Source organism: Dactylosporangium sp. CA-139066 (genome assembly GCF_050936175.1).
In the GTDB taxonomy this organism is placed as follows: domain Bacteria; phylum Actinomycetota; class Actinomycetes; order Mycobacteriales; family Micromonosporaceae; genus Dactylosporangium.
The window spans coordinates 6,887,615-6,905,689 of the sequence record NZ_JBNJNH010000001.1 but is presented as its reverse complement, the minus strand read 5'-3'; the positions used below and the strand labels follow the sequence as shown (position 1 = coordinate 6,905,689).

At 74.4% G+C, this 18,075-nt stretch carries 19 protein-coding genes and 1 pseudogene; 9 read left to right on the top strand and 11 right to left on the bottom strand.

Going from position 1 to position 18,075, the window contains the following annotated elements; translation table 11 throughout:
* Window positions 1–152: 152 nt before the first annotated feature.
* Entirely contained in the window at window positions 153–818 is a 666-nt protein-coding gene (locus ACQEVU_RS31725) for a hypothetical protein (RefSeq protein WP_433329996.1), read from the bottom strand.
* A 25-nt stretch (window positions 819–843) separates the two neighbouring features.
* Here ACQEVU_RS31725 and ACQEVU_RS31720 point away from each other — a divergent pair, with 25 nt between their 5' ends.
* A complete protein-coding gene (locus tag ACQEVU_RS31720; RefSeq protein WP_433329994.1) occupies window positions 844–1,371 on the top strand; it encodes a YciI family protein in 528 nt (175 codons plus the stop codon).
* A 193-nt stretch (window positions 1,372–1,564) separates the two neighbouring features.
* On the opposite strand, the gene ACQEVU_RS31715 is transcribed toward ACQEVU_RS31720, so the two are convergent.
* A complete protein-coding gene (locus ACQEVU_RS31715) occupies window positions 1,565–2,437 on the bottom strand; it encodes a fructosamine kinase family protein (RefSeq protein WP_433329992.1) in 873 nt (290 codons plus the stop codon).
* Between the two features lie 76 nt (window positions 2,438–2,513).
* Here ACQEVU_RS31715 and ACQEVU_RS31710 point away from each other — a divergent pair, with 76 nt between their 5' ends.
* Together ACQEVU_RS31710 and ACQEVU_RS31705 are read left to right on the top strand one after the other, a co-directional pair.
* On the top strand, window positions 2,514–3,422 hold the full coding sequence (locus ACQEVU_RS31710) for an SDR family oxidoreductase (RefSeq protein ID WP_433329990.1): 909 nt from the start codon (window positions 2,514–2,516) through the stop codon (window positions 3,420–3,422).
* 3 nt (window positions 3,423–3,425) lie between these two features.
* Window positions 3,426–4,400: a helix-turn-helix transcriptional regulator gene (locus ACQEVU_RS31705; RefSeq protein WP_433329988.1), complete on the top strand. Its 975-nt coding sequence runs from the start codon at window positions 3,426–3,428 to the stop codon at window positions 4,398–4,400.
* On the opposite strand, the gene ACQEVU_RS31700 is transcribed toward ACQEVU_RS31705, so the two are convergent.
* The 5 genes from ACQEVU_RS31700 to ACQEVU_RS31680 all read right to left on the bottom strand — a co-directional run bounded on the left by ACQEVU_RS31700 (window position 4,289) and on the right by ACQEVU_RS31680 (window position 6,912).
* Complete coding sequence (locus tag ACQEVU_RS31700; RefSeq protein ID WP_433329986.1) at window positions 4,289–4,738, bottom strand: hypothetical protein; 450 nt, start codon at window positions 4,736–4,738, stop codon at window positions 4,289–4,291. The genes ACQEVU_RS31705 and ACQEVU_RS31700 overlap by 112 nt on opposite strands.
* A 51-nt stretch (window positions 4,739–4,789) precedes the next feature.
* Complete coding sequence (locus ACQEVU_RS31695) at window positions 4,790–5,530, bottom strand: DUF4184 family protein (protein ID WP_433329984.1); 741 nt, start codon at window positions 5,528–5,530, stop codon at window positions 4,790–4,792.
* A gap of 61 nt (window positions 5,531–5,591) precedes the next feature.
* Window positions 5,592–6,167: a hypothetical protein gene (locus ACQEVU_RS31690; protein WP_433329982.1), complete on the bottom strand. Its 576-nt coding sequence runs from the start codon at window positions 6,165–6,167 to the stop codon at window positions 5,592–5,594.
* 32 nt (window positions 6,168–6,199) lie between these two features.
* Window positions 6,200–6,748, bottom strand: a complete 549-nt coding sequence (locus tag ACQEVU_RS31685; RefSeq protein WP_433329980.1) for an FBP domain-containing protein — start codon at window positions 6,746–6,748, stop codon at window positions 6,200–6,202.
* A gap of 41 nt (window positions 6,749–6,789) precedes the next feature.
* Window positions 6,790–6,912 carry a hypothetical protein gene (locus tag ACQEVU_RS31680; RefSeq protein ID WP_433329978.1) on the bottom strand — a complete coding sequence of 41 codons (123 nt, stop codon included), beginning with the start codon at window positions 6,910–6,912 and terminating at the stop codon, window positions 6,790–6,792.
* A 64-nt stretch (window positions 6,913–6,976) separates the two neighbouring features.
* Here ACQEVU_RS31680 and ACQEVU_RS31675 point away from each other — a divergent pair, with 64 nt between their 5' ends.
* The 3 genes from ACQEVU_RS31675 (at window position 6,977) to ACQEVU_RS31665 (ending at window position 8,958) form a co-directional block, all read left to right on the top strand.
* Window positions 6,977–7,531, top strand: a complete 555-nt coding sequence (locus tag ACQEVU_RS31675) for a helix-turn-helix domain-containing protein (RefSeq protein WP_433329976.1) — start codon at window positions 6,977–6,979, stop codon at window positions 7,529–7,531.
* Window positions 7,532–7,543: 12 nt separating this feature from the next.
* On the top strand, window positions 7,544–8,065 hold the full coding sequence (locus ACQEVU_RS31670; protein WP_433329974.1) for an N-acetyltransferase family protein: 522 nt from the start codon (window positions 7,544–7,546) through the stop codon (window positions 8,063–8,065).
* A gap of 197 nt (window positions 8,066–8,262) precedes the next feature.
* Window positions 8,263–8,958: a dienelactone hydrolase family protein gene (locus ACQEVU_RS31665; RefSeq protein WP_433329972.1), complete on the top strand. Its 696-nt coding sequence runs from the start codon at window positions 8,263–8,265 to the stop codon at window positions 8,956–8,958.
* A 157-nt stretch (window positions 8,959–9,115) separates the two neighbouring features.
* Here the strand turns inward: ACQEVU_RS31665 and ACQEVU_RS31660 are convergent, their stop codons facing one another.
* The 4 genes from ACQEVU_RS31660 to ACQEVU_RS31645 are packed head-to-tail and all read right to left on the bottom strand — an operon-like array spanning window position 9,116 to window position 12,495.
* Entirely contained in the window at window positions 9,116–9,673 is a 558-nt protein-coding gene (locus tag ACQEVU_RS31660; protein WP_433329970.1) for a hypothetical protein, read from the bottom strand.
* The gene (locus ACQEVU_RS31655; protein WP_433329968.1) at window positions 9,670–10,287 is read right to left on the bottom strand and encodes a DUF998 domain-containing protein; all 618 of its coding nucleotides are present in this window, start codon (window positions 10,285–10,287) and stop codon (window positions 9,670–9,672) included. The genes ACQEVU_RS31660 and ACQEVU_RS31655 overlap by 4 nt, the downstream gene beginning before the upstream one ends.
* Before the next feature lie 55 nt (window positions 10,288–10,342).
* Window positions 10,343–11,365 carry a serine hydrolase domain-containing protein gene (locus ACQEVU_RS31650; protein WP_433329966.1) on the bottom strand — a complete coding sequence of 341 codons (1,023 nt, stop codon included), beginning with the start codon at window positions 11,363–11,365 and terminating at the stop codon, window positions 10,343–10,345.
* Window positions 11,317–12,495 (bottom strand): FAD-dependent monooxygenase, encoded by a 1,179-nt coding sequence (locus ACQEVU_RS31645; RefSeq protein WP_433329964.1) that lies wholly within the window; start codon window positions 12,493–12,495, stop codon window positions 11,317–11,319. The genes ACQEVU_RS31650 and ACQEVU_RS31645 overlap by 49 nt, the downstream gene beginning before the upstream one ends.
* Window positions 12,496–12,694: 199 nt before the next feature.
* Between ACQEVU_RS31645 and ACQEVU_RS31640 the strand changes: the two are divergent.
* The 3 genes and pseudogenes from ACQEVU_RS31640 to ACQEVU_RS31630 all read left to right on the top strand — a co-directional run.
* Window positions 12,695–13,795, top strand: a pseudogene (locus ACQEVU_RS31640) (lytic polysaccharide monooxygenase auxiliary activity family 9 protein); the annotation flags it as partial.
* A complete protein-coding gene (locus tag ACQEVU_RS31635) occupies window positions 13,778–14,560 on the top strand; it encodes a hypothetical protein (RefSeq protein WP_433335154.1) in 783 nt (260 codons plus the stop codon). The pseudogene ACQEVU_RS31640 and the gene ACQEVU_RS31635, both read left to right, overlap by 18 nt.
* A 59-nt stretch (window positions 14,561–14,619) precedes the next feature.
* Window positions 14,620–18,009 (top strand): tetratricopeptide repeat protein, encoded by a 3,390-nt coding sequence (locus tag ACQEVU_RS31630; RefSeq protein ID WP_433329962.1) that lies wholly within the window; start codon window positions 14,620–14,622, stop codon window positions 18,007–18,009.
* Window positions 18,010–18,075 lie beyond the last annotated feature (66 nt).

Below are 18,075 nucleotides of genomic sequence, written 5' to 3'. Positions count from 1 at the left end.
CGCGGCACGGGCCGTTGCCATGCTCCGCGTCGCCGTGCACGGCCGAGGTCTGCGGTGTGATGGTCCCCGGATGCTGAGCCGTCACCGAGACGTCGCGGATCGCGTGCGTCGCATTCAAGAAAGGGGAGACACATCGGCACGGGGAAATCCAACTAGCGGGGTTCGCGGTAGAGCTTGCCGGTGCCGTGCGGGCAGCGGCCCGAGTTGACGACCGTGTTGGTGGTGGCGTCCAGGATGATGAAGTTGTCGCCTTGGATGATGTTCAGCCGGCCGCCCGGGATCGGGGTGCCCGTGCAGAAGCTCGGCAGCGGCACGGTGCGGCCCTCGCTGAGCATCCGGGGCGCGCCCTGAGGGACGGCGGCGGCCAGGGCGAACACGGCGAGCAGCGCGACCCGGGCGGCTCGCCTCGGCTCGCGCGGGGCGGCGGCGCGGGCCGGCGCGGACGGCCGATCGAGGTCGATCACCACGTCGGGCCCGGCGAGGGCCGGGGCGGACGGGCGGTCAAGGTCGATCACCACGTCGGGCCCGGCGAGGGCCGGGGCGGACGGGCGGTCAGGGTCGACCACCGCGTCGGACGCGGCGAGGGCCGGGGCGGACGGGCGGTCAAGGTCGATCACCACGTCGCGCGGGGCGGCGGCGGAGGCCGTTGCGGACGGGCGGTCGAGGTCGATCACCGCGTCGGGCGGGGCGGTGGGGGCCGGCGCGGAGGGGCGGTCGAGGTCGATTACCACCTCGGGCGGGGCGGGGACAGCCGAAGGGGTCCCGGCGTCGGCGAACGGGGGGCCGGGGTCGTGCTCACCAGCATGGCGCGCGGACATCACTGCATATCGTAACCTCGGATCGATGTTCTACTTCGTGTACGGAGCGGATCGGCCCGGCAGCCTTGCGTTGCGGTACGAGCTCACCGAGGCGCACTGGGCGTACATGGACGGGTACGACGCGGCGTTGTACGCGCGGGGGCCCGTGCTCACCGCCGACCGTGAAGGCATCGCCGGGAGCCTGCACATCGTCGACGTGCCGTCCGACGAGGCGGCGCGGGCGTTCGCCGGCGAGGACCCGTACCGGCGCGGCGGGGTGTTCGAGCGCGTCGACGTGTACCGGTTCGAGGATCGGCTCGGGCGGTCCATGTGGGAGTTTCCCGGCGGGGACGGGGACCGGTTCCTCGTCATGGCGCTCGACGGGGAAGACGCGCCCGCCGTCGAGGAGGGGCTGGACCGCCTCATCGTGTACGGGACGCTGCGGCGGCTCGACGGCGGCGTCGCCGGGTCCGCGGCCTGCGTGCAGGGGCTCGACGCGGCGCTGCGCCTCGGCGGCGGGGCGGGGGCCGTCGTCCGGCCGTGGCGGTTCGGGGGGCGGCCGGCGCCGGGCTAGCGTGGGTGCAACGGGGACACGATCTCGCGCAGCAGCGCAGCAGCGCAGCAGCGCGGCGGCCGGCCGTGGCGGTTCGGCGGGCGGCCGGCGCCGGGCTAGCGTGGGTGCAACGGGGACACGATCTCGCGCAGCAGCGCGGCGGCCGGCCGTCGTCCGGCCGTGGCGGTGCGGCGGGCGGGCGGCCGGCGCCGGGCTAGCGGGGGCGGAACGGGGACACGATCTCGCGCAGCAGCGCGGCGGCGGACCCGTCGTCGTCGCCGTGGGCGATGGTGCTCAGCAGGTCGGCCAGGTGCAGCAGGCGCATGCGGTCGCGCCAGCCCGGTGGCGGGGGCGCCAGCTCCTCGTAGGCGTCGAAGCAGCGCTGCGACTCCGGCGGGCGGGGGGAGCACCACAGCATGCTGAGGTCCGTCTCCGGCCAGCCGAAGCAGACGGCCGGGTCGATCAGCGCGGGGGTGCCGTCCGCCGTGGACAGGACGTTGCCGGTGCGCAGGTCGCCGTGGGTGAGCGCCGGGGGCTGGGGCGGGAGCAGGTCCGGCAGGGCCCGGCAGAGGCGTTCCAGAGCTGTGCGGTCGTCCGCGGACAGGGCCGCCGCGACGCGGGGTTCGGCAAGCCAGCGCAGCAGGCGGCGTTCGGCGAAGAAGCGGTGGCCGTCCGTGTCCCAGGTGTTGTGCTGGGGCAGGCGGCCCAGCCAGCCGTCCTGGGGCCAGCCGAAGCGGCCCGCGGCGGTGTCCCTTGTGGACAGATGCAGCGTGGCCAGCATGCGGCCCAGCGCCTCCCAGAACTCGGGGGTCGCCCGGCGGGGGAACAGGCGGGAGAGGACGAGCAGGGCGGGGGTGGTGGCGTACACCTCGGGGACCGTGACGCCGCCCAGGTCGTGCAGCGCGCGCAGGCCCTCGGCCTCGGCCTCGAACCGGCCGGGGAGCGGGTCGGTCAGCGTCTTCGCGAAGACCGCCGAACCGTCCGTGAAGCGTACGACGCCGGACTGGGCGGCCGCGCCGCCCTCGGCCGCGGTCACCGCGACGACCGGCATCCCGGCCTCGCGGAGGCGGCGGCGCAGCAGGTCCATGCCGAAAATGTAGCCGCCGGAAGCTGAGAGAAAAGACCGACGTGACCTGTCAGGTTTTGCTGCGACGGTGGGCGGCATGAACGCAGCAGGTGGATCACTCAAGGGCAAGGTGGCGCTCGTCGCGGGGGCCACGCGCGGGGCCGGGCGGCAGATCGCCGTGCAGCTCGGGGCGGCGGGGGCGACCGTGTACTGCACGGGGCGCACCACCCGGCGGCAGGCCTCGGAGATGGGGCGGCCGGAGACGATCGAGGAGACCGCGGAGCTCGTCACCGCGGCCGGCGGGGTCGGCATCGCGATCGGGGCCGACCATCTCCAGCCGGAGCAGGTGCGCGCGGTGGTGGCCCGCATCGATGCCGAGCAGCAGCGGCTCGACGTGCTCGTCAACGACATCTGGGGGGCCGAGTCGCTGTTCAGCTGGGACAAGCGGCTGTGGGAGGACGACCTCGACGTCGGGCTGCACATCCTGCGGCTGGCCGTCGACACCCACATCATCACCAGCCACGCCGCGCTGCCGCTGCTGGTGCGGGAGCCGGGCGGGCTCGTGGTCGAGGTGACCGACGGCACGGCGGAGTACAACGCCTCGCGGTACCGCGTCTCGTTCTTCTACGACCTCGCCAAGGCATCGGTGCTGCGCATGGCGTTCGCGCTCGCCGAGGAGCTCAAGAGCGCCGGCGGGACGGCGGTGTCGCTCACGCCCGGGTTCCTGCGCTCCGAGATGATGCTCGAGCACTTCGGGGTCACCGAGGCGACGTGGCGGGACGGGGCGGCGAAGGATCCGCACTTCGCGGTGTCGGAGACGCCGGTGTACATCGGGCGCGCCGTCGCCGCCCTCGCCGCCGACCCGGACAAGGCGCGCTGGAACGGGGCCTCGCTGAGCAGTGGCGGGCTGGCGCGGGAGTACGGGTTCACCGACGCCGACGGCAGCCGGCCCGACTGGTGGGGCTATGAGGCCGGCGGCATGAAGGACCCCGAGCGTTACCGTTAGCCGGTGCGTGTCTCGCGGCTGATCTCGCTGGTGCTGCTGCTGCAGTCCGGCGGCACCCGCACGGCCGCGGAGCTCGCCGAGCAGCTCGAGGTCTCCGAGCGGACCATCTACCGCGACGTCCTGGCCCTGTCGGCGGCGGGCGTGCCCGTCTACGCCGAGCAGGGCCGGGCCGGCGGGTACCGGCTGCTCGACGGGTACCGCACCCGGCTCAACGGGCTCAGCCGGGCCGAGGCCGAGGCGCTGTTCCTGTCCGGGCTGCCCGGGCCGGCGCGGGACATGGGGCTCGGCGAGGCCCTGGCGGCGGCGCAGCTGAAGGTCGCCGCGGCGCTGCCGGACCCGCTGCGGGAGGCCTCGGCGCGGGCGCGGCAGCGTTTCCATCTCGATGCGCCGGGCTGGTTCCGCGACGCCGCGCCGCCGCCGCTGCTCGGCGAGCTCGCCCGGGCCGTGTGGGAGGACCGGGTGGTGACCCTGGCCTACGAGGGGCGGGGCGGCGCGGTGAGCCGCACCGTCGAGCCGCGCGGGCTGGTCCTCAAGAACGGGGTGTGGTACCTCGTGGGCCGCGTCGGCGCCGCCCCGCGCACCTACCGCGTCGACCGCGTCCGGGCGGCGACGGCGACGGGGGAGCACTTCGGCCGCGACGACGGCTTCGACCTCGCCGCGTTCTGGACGGAGCGGGCGGCGGAGTTCGAGCGGGCCGTCCTGGCCGACACGGTCACCGTGCGGCTCAGCCCGGGCGGGCTGCGGCTGCTGCGCTTCGCCGTGGAAGCCGTCGCCTTCCGGGCCGCGACCGAGGGGGCAGCGTCTCAGCCGCCGGACGCCGACGGCTGGGTCACCGTCGAGCTTCCGGTGGAGTCGGTCGCCGTCGCCTACACCCAGCTGCTGGCCCTCGGGCCCGACGCCGAGGTCCTGGCGCCGCCGCAGCTGCGGGAGATGCTCGCCGCGGCGGCCGAGCGCACCGCCGCGCTGTACCGGCGCTGATACGACAGCGCGGCCACCGCGAGCGCCCAGCCGTAGCCGCCGGCGGCGAGGGCGCCCGCGCTCACGGCGCCGTGCAGCATGAGGCTGCCCGTGCCGTACAGGGCCAGGACTCCCGCCGACAGCCACACCGACGACAGCCACACGGCCGACAGCGGCGCAGTCGCCGTGGCCGGCCGGATCAGCGTCACCATCAGCGCCCACGCGGCGAGCGCCGCGGCCAGGACGGTCGCGGTGCCGTACCACGGCAGCCGGAACCCCTCCGCCACCAACGGCAGGACCGACAGACACCCCGCGTAGGCGTACCAGCGCACGATCTTCGATGCTTCCGTCACCGCCATGGTGCTCAGCCTGCGCCGCTCGCTTGTGACGCGGCTGAGGAAACCTGTGAATCACTCAGGGAGACGGCGGCCGCGGCGGCGAGCAGTCCCAGGCACCCCACCTCCAGCAGGCGCACGATCACCGCCTGCGGCGCGAGGAACCACGCCAGGAACGGCTGGACGGCCACGCCCGGCAGCCACACGGCTGCGGCGACGCTCCAGAACACGCGCGGCCGGGCGGGCTTTCGCGGTACACCCGCGGCGTCCTGCAGAAGCCAGTGGGGTCCGTCCGATGTGGATGGCCGCGGCGAGCACGGCGAGGCCGCCGAGGACCGAGGATCCGTAGTGCAGCACGCGCCACCACGGCTGCCCGGCGAACGCCTCCGCGTCGAGGAAGGTGAGCGACGCGGTACCGCGGGTGGCGTTGGCCCCGTGCGTGACGAGGTCCCACAGCCGGTGCGACAGCGCGCCGAGCCAGGCGCTCAGCGCGGTGACGGCGAGCCGGTGCCGGCGCACGGCCAGGGCGGCGTAGTCCGGCAGGGCGAACGGGCGCAGGACCCGCCAGTCCGGCAGGTTCGCGACGACGGCGGGCGCGGCGGCCCGGGTGAGGAGGGAAAGCAGGACCGTCACCGGCCCGCAGAACAGCACCAGCCCGGTCCAGGTGTGGGCGTTGTAGTTGAGGTACGGCGACAGCGAGTACGGGAAGTCGGGCGCGGCCGAGCCGATGACGAGCGCGACCCCGTCGAACCATCGGCGCCGCGCGAACTTCAGCGGCAGGACCGCGGCGGCGTGCGACGGGAACGTCAGTGGCATGCCCGCAGTCTTGCCGTACCACCGCGGAACATGGCTCCCGGGCGCGAAACCTTCACGGGATCTACCCAAACAGCCCCGCCGCGAGGTCGACCAGGGCCGAGCCGGCCACGGCGCCGGCGATGCGTTCGCGCGGCTCGGCGAAGCGCCAGTCGATGACGGCGACGGTGGGGTCGGCGGGGTCGACGCGCACGGGCACGCGCACGCCCGGCGCCATGAAGGGCACCAGCGGCAGCGGTACCACCTGACGCACGCGGGCGTTGACGGTGCCCCGGCCGGGCAGGTCGACGGCGAGGTCGATCCGGCTCGCGCCGCGCTCGTCGGGGTCGTTGGACAGGCCGGTGATCGCGGTGATGACGGCGCGGGCCGGCGCCCCCTCGCGCAGCACGCGCCGCAGCCGGGCGAGCCGCCGCGCCCCGACGACGAGCAGCGGCAGCCCGATGCCGGCGAGGATCGGCACGAACGCGGCGGTGACGGCGAGGGTGATCCAGTCGTCGGTGGACGGCGTCGCGGGCAGCGACACCCACACGAGGGCGGTGGCGCCGGCCATGACGAGGGCGACGGGGGTGAGGATGGTGCCGGTGAGCCGGGCGATGCCGGCCCCGGTCTGCAGCGCCGGAAGGCGGTTCGGGTTCTCCATGGCATCGAGCATCGGCGAACCCCGGCCCCGCGTCAGTCGTGCAGGTTCGACCCGGGCTGTGGTGTTGGCACCACGAGCGTCGCGTCGCCGACGAGCCGGTCCAGGAAAGCCGACAGTTTGCCCCGCAGCCGCTCGGCCTGCTCCTCGATGGTGAGCGTCTCGTCCAGCCGCCCGCCCGCGCCCGGCTTCTTCAGGCCGCGCAGGTACAGCGAGCAGGCGAGGTCGGCGCAGAGGTACACGCCCACGGAGTCGCCGTTGCGGCCCGCCTTGCCCGCGCGGCGCCCGGTCATGAGGGTGACGCCGCGGCCCGGGTGCGTGGTGAGGCAGAACGAGCACATGCCGCGGTGCTGGAAGCCGCGCCCGCGCTGCTCGGCGACGCGCATGGAGACGGCCATGAGCACGCCGCCGTGCCCGGCCGCCAGGTAGGCCCGGTCCGGGGCGCCCGGGTCGCGCCACCCGAGGAAGTCGAGGCTGGGCCACGGCTGGTCGGACAGGTCGCGGGGCACGTGGGCGCGGGCCGCCTCCCCGCGGGAGCAGTTGATGAAGGCGGCGCGGATGTCGTGTTCGGTCAGCGGTTCCACGCCGTCGACGGTACGACTCCCTAATGGGTTTAGGGAAGCGATTAAAGATGTTCGGAGAAGAAGGCGGTGATGCGGCGCCGCGCGTCGGCCGCCGAGGCCTCGTGCGGCCCGTAGCGCAGGATCGGTTTGGCCCCGTGCGCGGTACCGATCGACACCTCGGTCATGCCGGTGATGCGGCCACGCAACTCACATGGATTGCCATCCCGGATCTGGGATATCCTCCCGGATGTGGGAATCGATGATCGGCTCGCGGCCCGGCTCTCCCAGCTGCGCATCGAGCGCGGCTGGTCGCTGGAGGAGCTGGCCCGGCGCGCCGACGTGAGCCGTTCGACGCTGTCCCGGCTGGAGCGCGGCGAGATCAGCCCGACGGCGGCGCTGCTCGGCAAGCTGTGCGCCGCGCACGGCCGCCCGATGTCGCGCCTGCTCGCCGAGGTCGAGCCGGCGCCGCCCCAACTCGTGACGGCCGACCGCCAGCCGGTGTGGCGCGACGCGTCGACGGGTTTCGTGCGCCGCTCGGTGTCGCCGCCCCACCCCGGCCTGCGCGGCGAGGTCGTCGAGGCGGTGCTCGCCGCCGGCGCCGACATCCCCTACGACGCGCCGCCGGTCGACGGGCTCGAGCATCACCTGTGGGTGCTGTCCGGCGCCCTGTCCCTGACCGTGGGCGGGACGACGTTCGCGCTCGGGGTGGGGGACTGCCTGCGGTACCAGCTGTGGGGCCCGTCGCGGTTCGTCAACCCCGGCCCCGGCGACGCGCGCTACGTCCTGCTCATCGTCCTGCCCTGAAGGGACCCGGCCTTGCCCACCATCACGCGCCTCACCCCTCCGGCATTCCCCGCGCACGTCGACAACCTGGCCGAGGTCCTGGCCGACGCCGTCCGCGCGGGCGCCTCGGTCGGCTTCCGCACCCCGTTCGCCACCGCCGACGCGGCCGCCTGGTGGCGCACCCGCCGGCCGGCGGTCGAGGACGGCACCCTCGTGGTCTGGACGGCGTCGGACGCCACCGGCGTGGTCGGCACGGTGAGCCTGTCGCTGGAGTCGAAGCCGAACGGCCGCCACCGCGCCGAGGTGGTGAAGCTGATGGTGCACAGCCGCTCCCGCGGCCGCGGCCTGGGCCGGGCCCTGCTGACGACGGCCGAGCAGGCGGCCGCATCCGCCGGCGCGACACTGCTGCTGCTGGACACGGCGACGGGCTCGCCGGCGGAGCGCCTGTACGAGTCGGCCGGCTGGACCAGGTACGGCATCGTCCCCGGCTACGCCACGGACCCCTCGGGCCGCCCGGAGCCTTGTAGCTTCTTCTACAAGCAGTTAGGCGTTTGAACGCTGGGTAGCCGGATTCGGCGGCGATTTGGTCGGGGCCACTAAGCTGAGTGCTAGCAGAAACCGGAAGCCGCGGCGGCCCGTTCGCGGTGTTGCGGGACAACGACGACGTGAGACGGCGGCAGTGCGACGCCGGACAAGCAGCGCCGAGACGAACGCGCGCGCATAGCAGGCACGGGTTGGGGTAGGGCCGGAGCATGCCGAAGGTGCCGTCCGCCGGAGTACTCCTCGACGCCGATCTGACCGTGCCGGCGCACGCCAAGGGCGTGGTGCTGTTCGCCCACGGCAGTGGCAGTTCCCGGCTCAGCCCACGCAACCGGCTCGTCGCCGAACGGCTCAACGCCGCCGGCCTGGCCACGGTGCTGACCGACCTGCTCACCGCCGAGGAGGAGGAGCACGACGCCCTCACCGGGGAGCTGCGGTTCGACATCGGACTGCTCGCCGGCCGGCTGACCGGGGTGGCCGACTGGATCGCCGCGGAGGCGGCGCTCGCCGCGCTGCCGCTCGGCCTGTTCGGGGCCAGCACGGGCGCCGCGGCGGCGCTGATGACCGCCGCCGCCCGGCCCCGGCAGGTGCGCGCCGTGGTCTCCCGCGGCGGGCGGCCGGACCTCGCCGGGGCCGCGCTCACCGAGACCGAGGCGCCGGTGCTGCTCATCGTCGGCGAGCGCGACGAACGGGTGCTGGAGCTGAACCGGGCGGCCGCCGGGGACCTCGCCGTGTCGTCCGTGTGGGTCGTCGGCGGCGCCACCCACCTGTTCGAGGAGCCGGGGGCGCTGGAGGAGGTCGCCGGGGCGGCCGCGGACTGGTTCGACCAGCACCTCGCGGGCGAGGGCCTGAAGCTGGGCAAGCACAACGCCTCGGGCCGCGGCCCGGGCGGCGGGGCCCGCCGCTGAGCGGAGGCCCGCCAGCAGAAAACGGGCCCGGGAACACGGTCGCGGCTCGCCGCTGAGCACGGGGCCGTCAGCGGAAACGGGCCCGGGAAAACGGTCGCGGCGCGCCGGTGAGTGGGGCCAGCCAGCGGTGGCAGGCCCCGAAGACCGTTGCGGTGGTTCAGGCCGCGCGGCGGGCCGCTGAGCGCGGGCCCGCCAGTGGCAGCAGGCCCGCGAACACCGTCGCGGCGGCCAGCGGGATCAGGTCGAGGTTGATCGGGATCAGCAGGAATCCGAGCAGGACCACGACCGGGCTCCACGCCGGCAGCCGGTGGGCGCGGACCAGCTGCACGAGCAGGACCAGCAGGCCGACCTCGAACAGGGCCGGCCCGATGTTCTGCAGCGCGTCCGGCAGCGGGGCGGCCTCGGCGAACGAGCGGAACAGGTCGCCGGTGATCACCCACAGGAACGCCGCCATGCCGGCCAGGGCGGCGACCGTGGCGAGGTTGGCCGCCAGGCGGTTGCCGAAGTCGCGCCACGGCAGCATGCGGCGCACGCCGACCGCCATCGCGCCGAACAGTGCGATCGCGGCGAAGAACATGACGTGGCCCGCGTTCCACAGCAGGCCGCCCTTGTCATGGTGGCCGTCCAGGCCGTCGATGAGGCGCAGGGCGCCGTAGCCGAACAGGAGCACCGGCGCGGCCACCGCGGCCGTGCGCACGAGGGGCGATGTGGTCATGCATCGAGCTTTGTCGCCGCCCCCGCCGCGGGCATCAGGGCAGAACCCGGACGGTACCCGTAGGTGCGCCGCAGCAGGATCCCTGACGTCGCCGAGATCCAGCCCCACGCGAGCGCCACACCCACGAACAGGGTGAGCGCGCCGGCCCGGCCGCCGGTCATCGCCCACAGCAGCAGGGCGGCGAAGGCGATCGCGGCGATGCGGCCGGTGCGGGCCCAGCGGGGCGGGAAGTGCCGGGCCAGGACGAAGCACAGGGCGATCATCGAGAAGAACGACAGGCTGCCGCCGACGTTGTGCACGATCGCCTGCCGGCTCATCGTGGTCGCGGAGTCGAGGCGGAACGCGGCGGCGATCAGCAGGCCGGCGCCGATCAGGACCAGCAGGCGCGGCGCCCACGGGGTAAGGCCGCGCAAGCCGTACGCGGCGGCGATGGACAGCAGGCCGGTGACGGCGAAGCTGGAGATCTGGATCCAGCCGAGGTCGCCGTTGGACAGCATGCTGACCGGTTGACGGGTCAGGTCGAAGCCGTCGCGGGTGAGGGCCTGGGCGAGCGCGACGACGACGAACAGCGGCGCGGCCAGGGCGCCGGCGGCCAGTGCGGCACGAGCGGACATGGTGGGTGATCCCTTCGAGGCGTCAAGAACCCTTGCACTGACGCGTCGAAGAGGGTCAGGCCGTTTCGACCGGGGGCGCCGGGAAATGTTCGGCGATCGCGGCGAGCAGGTCGGCGGTCCAGGCGGCGAACGGGGCCCGGTCGCCGCGGACCGGGTGCACGCGGTTGGACAGCACCACCACGCCGTAGCCGCGGGCCGGCTCGAACCAGATCCGGTTGCCGACGAAGCCGGAGGCGCCGAACCCGTCGGCGCCGGCCCGCGGGCCGCCGATGCCCCGGGTCGGGTACAGCCACCAGCCGGCCGCGAACCGCTCCCCGGCGCCGTTCTCGGCCAGGCACGGCGGCGGCGGGCCCAGCAGCGGCCGGGCGGCGGCGGTCACGAGGGCGAGGGTGCCGAAGGCGCCGGCGTGCCCGGCCGCCCCGCCCATCGCCGAGGCGTTCTCGTCGTGCACCTCGCCGACGATTAGCCGCCCCCGCCACGGGCACCGCTCGGTCGCCACGGCGGGCTCCAGCGGCGCGCCCGTCGCGAACCGCAGGCCCGTGCGGCGGGCGGCGAGCGCGGGCAGCGACGCACCGGTGAGGTCCTCCACGAGGGCGCCGAGGATGATGTACCCGAGGTCGCTGTACGCCGCCTCGGCCCGCGACGGCGCCGTGTCGAGGGCCGCGTCCACGATCGCCGCGCCGCGCCGGGTGCGGTAGAACGGGGCGTCCGGCGGCAGGCCCGAGCGGTGGGCGAGCAGGTCGTCGATCGTCGCCCTGCCCGCCGGGCGGCCCGCCGCCCGTGGCCACAGCTGCGCGATGGGTGCGTCCCGCCGTACCGCCAAGGACAGCACTTCCGGCAGCGTCACCAGGACCTTCGTCAGGCTGGCGAGGTCCCACCAGCAGTCGGCGGTGGCGGGCCGGCCGGTCGTCAGGTCGGCGACGCCGTGGACGACCTCGGCGAGCACCCGTTCCCGGTCGAAGACGGCGACCGCCACCGCCGGCATCGGCGCGCGCCGCGCCCGGCCGGTGACCAGATCGGCGAGCGGCGTTACAGCGACTCCTGGATGTCCGCGAACACGTTGTAGCCGTGGATCCACGCCACGTTGTCGGGCAGCGAGACGAGGCGGGCGTTGCGCTCGTCGGTCGCCGGGCCGTCGGGCAGCTGGAAGCAGGCGGCGTTCCCGCGCGACCCCATCTGGATCTTACGGGTGCGGGCCTTGCGCAGGTGCTCGTACCGCTGCAGCGCCTCGGCCGGCGTCAGCGACTCCATGGCCAGGTAGGTGGCCAGGGCGCCCGCGTCCTCGATGGCCTGGTTGCTGCCCTGCCCGGCGTGCGGCAGCATCGGGTGCGCCGCGTCGCCCAGCAGGGTCACCCGCTCGGTGCTCCACCGGCGCAGCGGCTCGCGGTCGTAGAGGGCCCAGCGGCCCGTCTCCTCGACGTTGCCGAGCATCGTCGTCACCGTGTCGTTCCAGCCCTCGAACGCGGCGACGGCCTCGGCCGGCTCCGACTTTGACGACCACGACTCCAGGGTCCACTCCGGGTCGGGCACGTACGCCACGAAGTTGATCAGCTCGCCGCCGCGCACCGGGTACACCACCAGGTGCCGGTTGGGGCCGAGGAAGAACGTCAGGCCGAACTTGTCGCCGCCGGGCACCTTGTCGACCGGCACCAGGCCGCGGAAGCAGCTCATCGCCGAGAAGACGGCCTCGTCGGGGCCGGTCACGTGGTGGCGCACGGCCGAGCGCAGCCCGTCGGCGCCGACGACCAGGTCGGCCTCGGCCTTGGTGCCGTCGGCGAACTCGATCTCCACGCCGTCCGGGGACTCGTGCACGGCGGCGGCGCGCCGGCCCAGGTGCGGGGTGCCGTCGAAGCCGGCGAGCAGGACCTGGTGCAGGTCGGCGCGGTGGGCGCCGAGGAACGGGCCGCCGAAGCGCTGGTCGTACCAGTCGCCCATCGGGTGCTCGTAGAAGATGTCGCCGCTGCGCCAGTGGTGGAACTCGATGCGCTGCAGGTTGCTGGACACGTCGCGCACGGCCTGGCCCAGGCCGAGGGAGTCCAGCACGATCATGCCGTTGCCGCCGACGGACACCCCGGCGCCGATCTCGGACAGCTCGCTCGCCTGGTCGTACACCTCGACCTCGAAACCCTTGGCCTGTAAGGCGATGGCGGCGGTGAGGCCGCCGATGCCGGACCCGACGACGGCGATGCGAAGGGGCTGCGGACCCATACGAACTCCCGGGAAGCGAGGGACGAAACGCGACGGAAGCCTATCGATCCGGCACGAGGGTGCCTAGCGCCCGGTGATGAATCTTTCATCGCATTTGCCTGTACCCGGGCGCGGATGCGCGCGCAACGTTGTCAATCCGCTGGTCAGCGGCCTTCAATCCGCACCAGTGACAGTTGTCGATGCTGACAGGAGAGCGAGGATGAGCCCTAGACAAAGGCTCGCGCTGTGGTTCGCCGCGGCGCTGGCCGGCGCCGGCGCCGTGGTGGCGATGGCGACCCCGGCGTCGGCGCACGGCGCCATGATGGTGCCGGGCAGCCGCACGTACCTGTGCTGGAAGGACGGCCTGACCGCCAACGGCCAGATCGTGCCCAAGAACCCCGCGTGCGCCGCCGCCGTCGCGCAGAGCGGACCGAATTCGCTGTACAACTGGTTCGCGGAGCTGCGCTCGGACGGCGCCGGGCGCACCGCCGGGTTCATCCCCGACGGCAAGCTGTGCAGCGCCGCGGCGACCGTGTACGACTTCTCGGGCTTCGACCTGGCCCGCAACGACTGGCCGCTGACGCACCTGACGTCGGGCGCCACGATGGAGTTCGACTACAGCAACTGGGCGGCGCACCCGGGCACGTTCTCGCTGTACGTGACGAAGGACGGCTTCGACCCGACCAAGCCCATGGCCTGGTCGGACCTCGAGTCGACGCCGTTCCTGCAGGTCACCAACCCGCCGATGGTCGGCTCGCCGGGCACCGCCGACGGGCACTACTACTGGTCCGGGAAGCTGCCCACCGCCAAGTCGGGCCGGCACCTGATCTACTCGGTGTGGGCCCGCTCGGACAGCACGGAGACCTTCTACGGCTGCTCGGACGTGATGTTCGACGGCGGCCACGGCGAGGTGACCGGCGTCGGCACCGGCACCGGCGGCGGCCCGTCGACGTCGCCGGGCACGTCCACGTCGCCGAGCGCGTCGACGTCTCCGTCCTCGCCGGGCAACCCCGGCGGCGGTGGCGGCGGCTGCACGGCCACCTACTCGATCACGAGCTCCTGGCAGGGCGGGTTCCAGGCCGACATCAAGGTGAGCAACCCGGGCACCGCCCCGATCACCGGCTGGACCGTCGGCTGGAACTACGGCGGCGGCCAGACCGTCAGCCAGGCCTGGAACGCCACCGTCACCCAGAGCGGCACCGCGGTCACGGCGAAGAACGTGACCTGGAACGGCACCGTGCCGGGCGGCGGCAGCACCAACTTCGGCCTGCTCGGCACCGGCTCGGCGGGCACCGCGCCCGCCCTGACCTGCACGGCCGCCGGCGGCACGACGCCGCCGTCGAGCCCGCCGCCGACGACGCCGAACACCAGCCCGAGCCCGAGCACCAGCGTCCCGCCGCCGGCCGGGTGCACGACCGCGGCGTTCTGCGACGGCTTCGAGAGCCAGACGGGCTCGACGGTGTCCGGGGCGTGGCAGCTGTCGTACCGCGACTGCCAGGGCAGCGGCACGGCCACTGTGGACAGTTCGGTCGCGCACAGCGGCAGCAAGTCGGTGCGCATCGACGGCAAGGCCGGGTACTGCAACCACGTGCTCGTGAAGCCGGCCAAGGATCTCAGCGGCCTGGGTTCTGTGTGGTACGCCAGGTTCTACGTCCGCCACACCACCGCCCTGCCGGCGGCGCACGTGGCGTTCGCGGCCCTGCACGACAACTCCGACGGCAAGGACCTGCGCATGGGCGGCCAGAACAGCGCCCTGCAGTGGAACCGCGAGTCCGACGACGCGACCCTGCCCGCGCAGAGCCCGACCGGCGTCGCCCAGAGCCGCCCGCTGTCCACGAACGCGTGGAACTGCGTGGAGTTCATGGTCGACGGCCGCGGCCTGCTGACCACGTGGCTCAACGGCAGCCAGATCCCGGGCCTCACGGTCGACGGCACCCCGACGGCGGACATCGACCAGCAGTGGCTGTCCCGCTCCTGGCGCCCGCAGGTGACCGACCTGCGCCTGGGCTGGGAGAGCTACGGCGTCGGCGACGACACCCTGTGGTTCGACGACGTCGCGGTCGGCAGCTCGCGCGTCGGCTGCTGACGATTCCCCCGGGTCCCGCTCCGTGCGGGGCGGGACCCGGCCGTCCGTCAGAGAACGGCGTGACGCAGAGCGAGCGCGGTGCGGCCCTGGACGTGACGCTGACGGTCGCCGGCGACGAGGTCCGCCTGACCGGGGCCGGCGTCGACGTCGCCGTGGCGCACCAGGGCGTGCAGCAGGGCCTGCGCAACGCGCTGTACGACGTGCGCCGCGAACGCACCCGGGCCGGCACCCTCACCCTTCGCGACGTGACCCCGGAGGACGGCGCCGAGCCCGGCCTGATGTCGCTGCGCCGGGCGGGCCGCCTGGTCGCGGACTCGTTCCTGCCCGCCCCGGTCGCCGCGGCCCTGCGCGGGCTGCTCGAGCGGGCGGTGCGCGACCACGTGGCGCTGCGGGTCGCGCTCGACGCCCCGGGCCTGGCCCGCCTGCCGTGGGAGGCGCTCCCGGACCCGGCGACGGGCGGGCCGCTGGCGTTGCATCCGCGGGTGCACATGTACCGCCGCTCGTCCGGCCGCAGCCCGTCGCGCCTGCCCGGCCCGCTGCGCATCGTCGTGGCGATCGCCTCCCCGGACTCGGGCGGCGGCCCGCTGCTGGACTACGAGCAGGAGCTGCGTGCGGTACTGCGGGCCGTGCACGGCGCCCGCCGCAGCCAGGCCCGCGTCGAGGTGGTCCAGTTCGCGACCACGGCGGCGATCCGCGCCGCCCTGCAGGCCGACGGCGGCGTCCACGTCCTGCACATCTCGGCGCACGGCGCCCCCGGGGTGCTCCTGCTCGAGGACGCCGAGGGCGGGGTCCGGAAGGTGACCGCGGAGCAGCTGCTCGACGAGGCGGTCCCGAGCGGCCGGATGCCCCCGGTCATCTCCCTCGCCGCCTGCTACACCGACGTCGAGGGCGAGCAGGAGGGCGCGTCGTTCGCGGCCCGTCTGGCCCAGCACGGCGCGTGCGCGGTGATCGGCACGCAGACGTCGGTGACCGACCGCTACGCCACGCTGCTGTTCGCCCGCATCTACGGCGAGCTGGCCGCGGATCCGCGCACCGACGTCGTGGCCGCGGTGGCCGATGCGCGACGGGCGGTACAACGGGAGCTGCTGCAGGCGTCGGACCCGCTGCAGCGGCGCCTGGCCGGCCTGGACGAGTGGGGCGTCGTCACGGTCCTGGCGAACGGCCCCGAGGTCTCGGTGATCGACCCCGGCCGGCCGCCGGTGCCGGCCCCGGTGCAGCGCTCGCCGGTGTGGGGCGCCGTGCAGGCCCGCCCGGTCGGCCAGTTCGTCGGCCGGCGCCGCCTGCAGCGCGAGCTCCCGGCGATCCTGGACGGTGACCGCCACTCGGCCCTGCTGCTGCACGGCATCGGCGGGATCGGCAAGACCACCCTGGCCGCCGAGGTCCTGCACCGCACGACGACGAGCGACCCGGCCTGGCGGGTGGCGACGCTGTTCGGCGCGGTGACGGTCGACGGCCTGCTGTCGGCGGTGGCGTCGGTCGCGGGCCGCGAGCTGATCCGCCGCCAGGCCGCCGGAGGCCCGCAGATGGCCGCGGTCCAGGCCGCCGCCCGCGTCGACCTGCCGTGGCCGGACCGCTTCGCCCTGCTGCGCGAGGACGTCCTCGGCGACGTGCCGATCCTGGTCGTGCTCGACAACTTCGAGGACAACCTGCTGCCCGGCGACGGCTGGCCGATCGCCGACGACGCCCTGGCCGAGCTGCTCGCGACCTGGGCGGCCAGCCCGGGCCTGAGCCGCCTCCTGCTGACGTCCCGCCACCCGGTCACGTTCCCGCCGGCCGTGCGCGGCCGCGTCTTCGTCCAGCCGGTCGGCCCGCTGTCGGCCGCGGAGACCGGCAAGCTGCTGTGGTCGCTGCCGCATGTGGACCGCCACAGCGGCGAGGACGGCGTCGAGCGGGTGTGGCGGCTGGTCGGCGGCCATCCGCGGTCGCTGGAGTACCTGGACGCGCTGCTGGACCAGGGCAACGCCCGCTTCGACGACGTGACCGACCGCCTCACCCGCGCCGTGACCGCCAGGCTGGGCGGCGAACGCGCCGCCGGTTGGCTGGCCCGGGAGCGGACCCTGGACGTCGCGCTCGCCGACGCCGTCACCCTGATCGCCGACGACGTGCTGCTGGCCGAGCACCTCGCCCGCCTCGAACCGGTCCCGGACGCGGTCGAGACCCTCGCCGCCATCAGCGTCTACCGCCGCCCCGTGCCGGTTCCCGCCCTGGGCAGCGACGACCTGGAGCCGGTGCTGCGCGTCCTGACCGCGAGCAGCCTCATCCACCACGACCCGGACGCCGGCACGGTGTTCATGCACCGCTGGACCGCGACGGAGCTCCACCGCCACTGGGCCTCCGCGGCCGACAGGATAGAGGGCGCGCACCGGGCCGCGGCCGAGTACTGGTGGCGGCGGGCAGCGACACTCGCGCAGGACCGACGGGCCGACGTCGACGACCTGCTCGAGGCGCGGTACCACCAGCTGGCGGCTGGCGACTGGGGCGCGGCCGCCAGCACGACCGAGGCCATCTGCGCGCAGCTGCACGAGTGGGGCGCCTGGGACCGGGAGACCGGCCTCATCCACGACACTCTGCGGTGGCTGCCCGAGGACTCGCCCCGCCAGCCGACCTGGGCCTATCAGCTCGGCGAGCTGGCCCAGATGCGCGGTGACTATCCGGAGGCCGAACGTCGCTACCAGCAGTCGCTCGCCCAGTTCGAAGTCCTCGGCGACGACGCGGGGGTTTCCGTCGCGCTGCACGGCCTCGGCGCGCTCGCGCACGAACGCGGCGACCACGAGCAGGCCGAGGAGCTGTACCGGCGCTCGCTGGCAATCGACGAGCCCCGCGGCGACGAGCGTGCCCGAGCCGTGAGCCTGCACCAGCTGGGCGTGCTCGCCCGGGACCGCGGCAACGACGACGAGGCCGAACGCCGCCATCGGGAGGCGCTGGCCATCTGCGAACGCCTCGGCGACGAATCGGGCGTGGCGATGTCCGCGCATCAGCTCGGCATGCTCGCGCATGATCGCGGCGACTTCGACGAGGCGGACCGCCGATATCAGCAGGCCCTGGCCGTCTTCGAACCGCTCGGTCAGGAGGCCGCCGTGGCGAGGACCGTGCATCAGCTCGGCATGCTCGCGCAGGACCGCGGCCTCTTATCCGAGGCCGAGCGCCGGTACCACCAGTCGATCGCCATCAAGGAACGCCTCGGCGATCAGGCGGGCCTCGCCGGCACCATCAGCCAGCTCGGTTTCCTGCAGACCGCCGGCGGCCATCCTGGCGAGGCCGTCGCGTACCACCTGCAGGCCCTCGGCATCCGGCTCGCGATCGGCGTGCCTCATGCCGTCATCGACGTGCGAGCGCTCAAGGCCGTCCGGACTCAGCTGGGTGCCGCGGCCTTCGCCGGCATCGCGCGGCGCTACATCGACGACGAGGCGCTCGGCAGCCTAGTGGCACTGTTCGATGTCATCGCATAGTGGCGGTGGGGGAAGTCCGGCGAGCGTGTCGAGGCAGTTGTGGGCGTGATCCAGCGCACGGCTGCG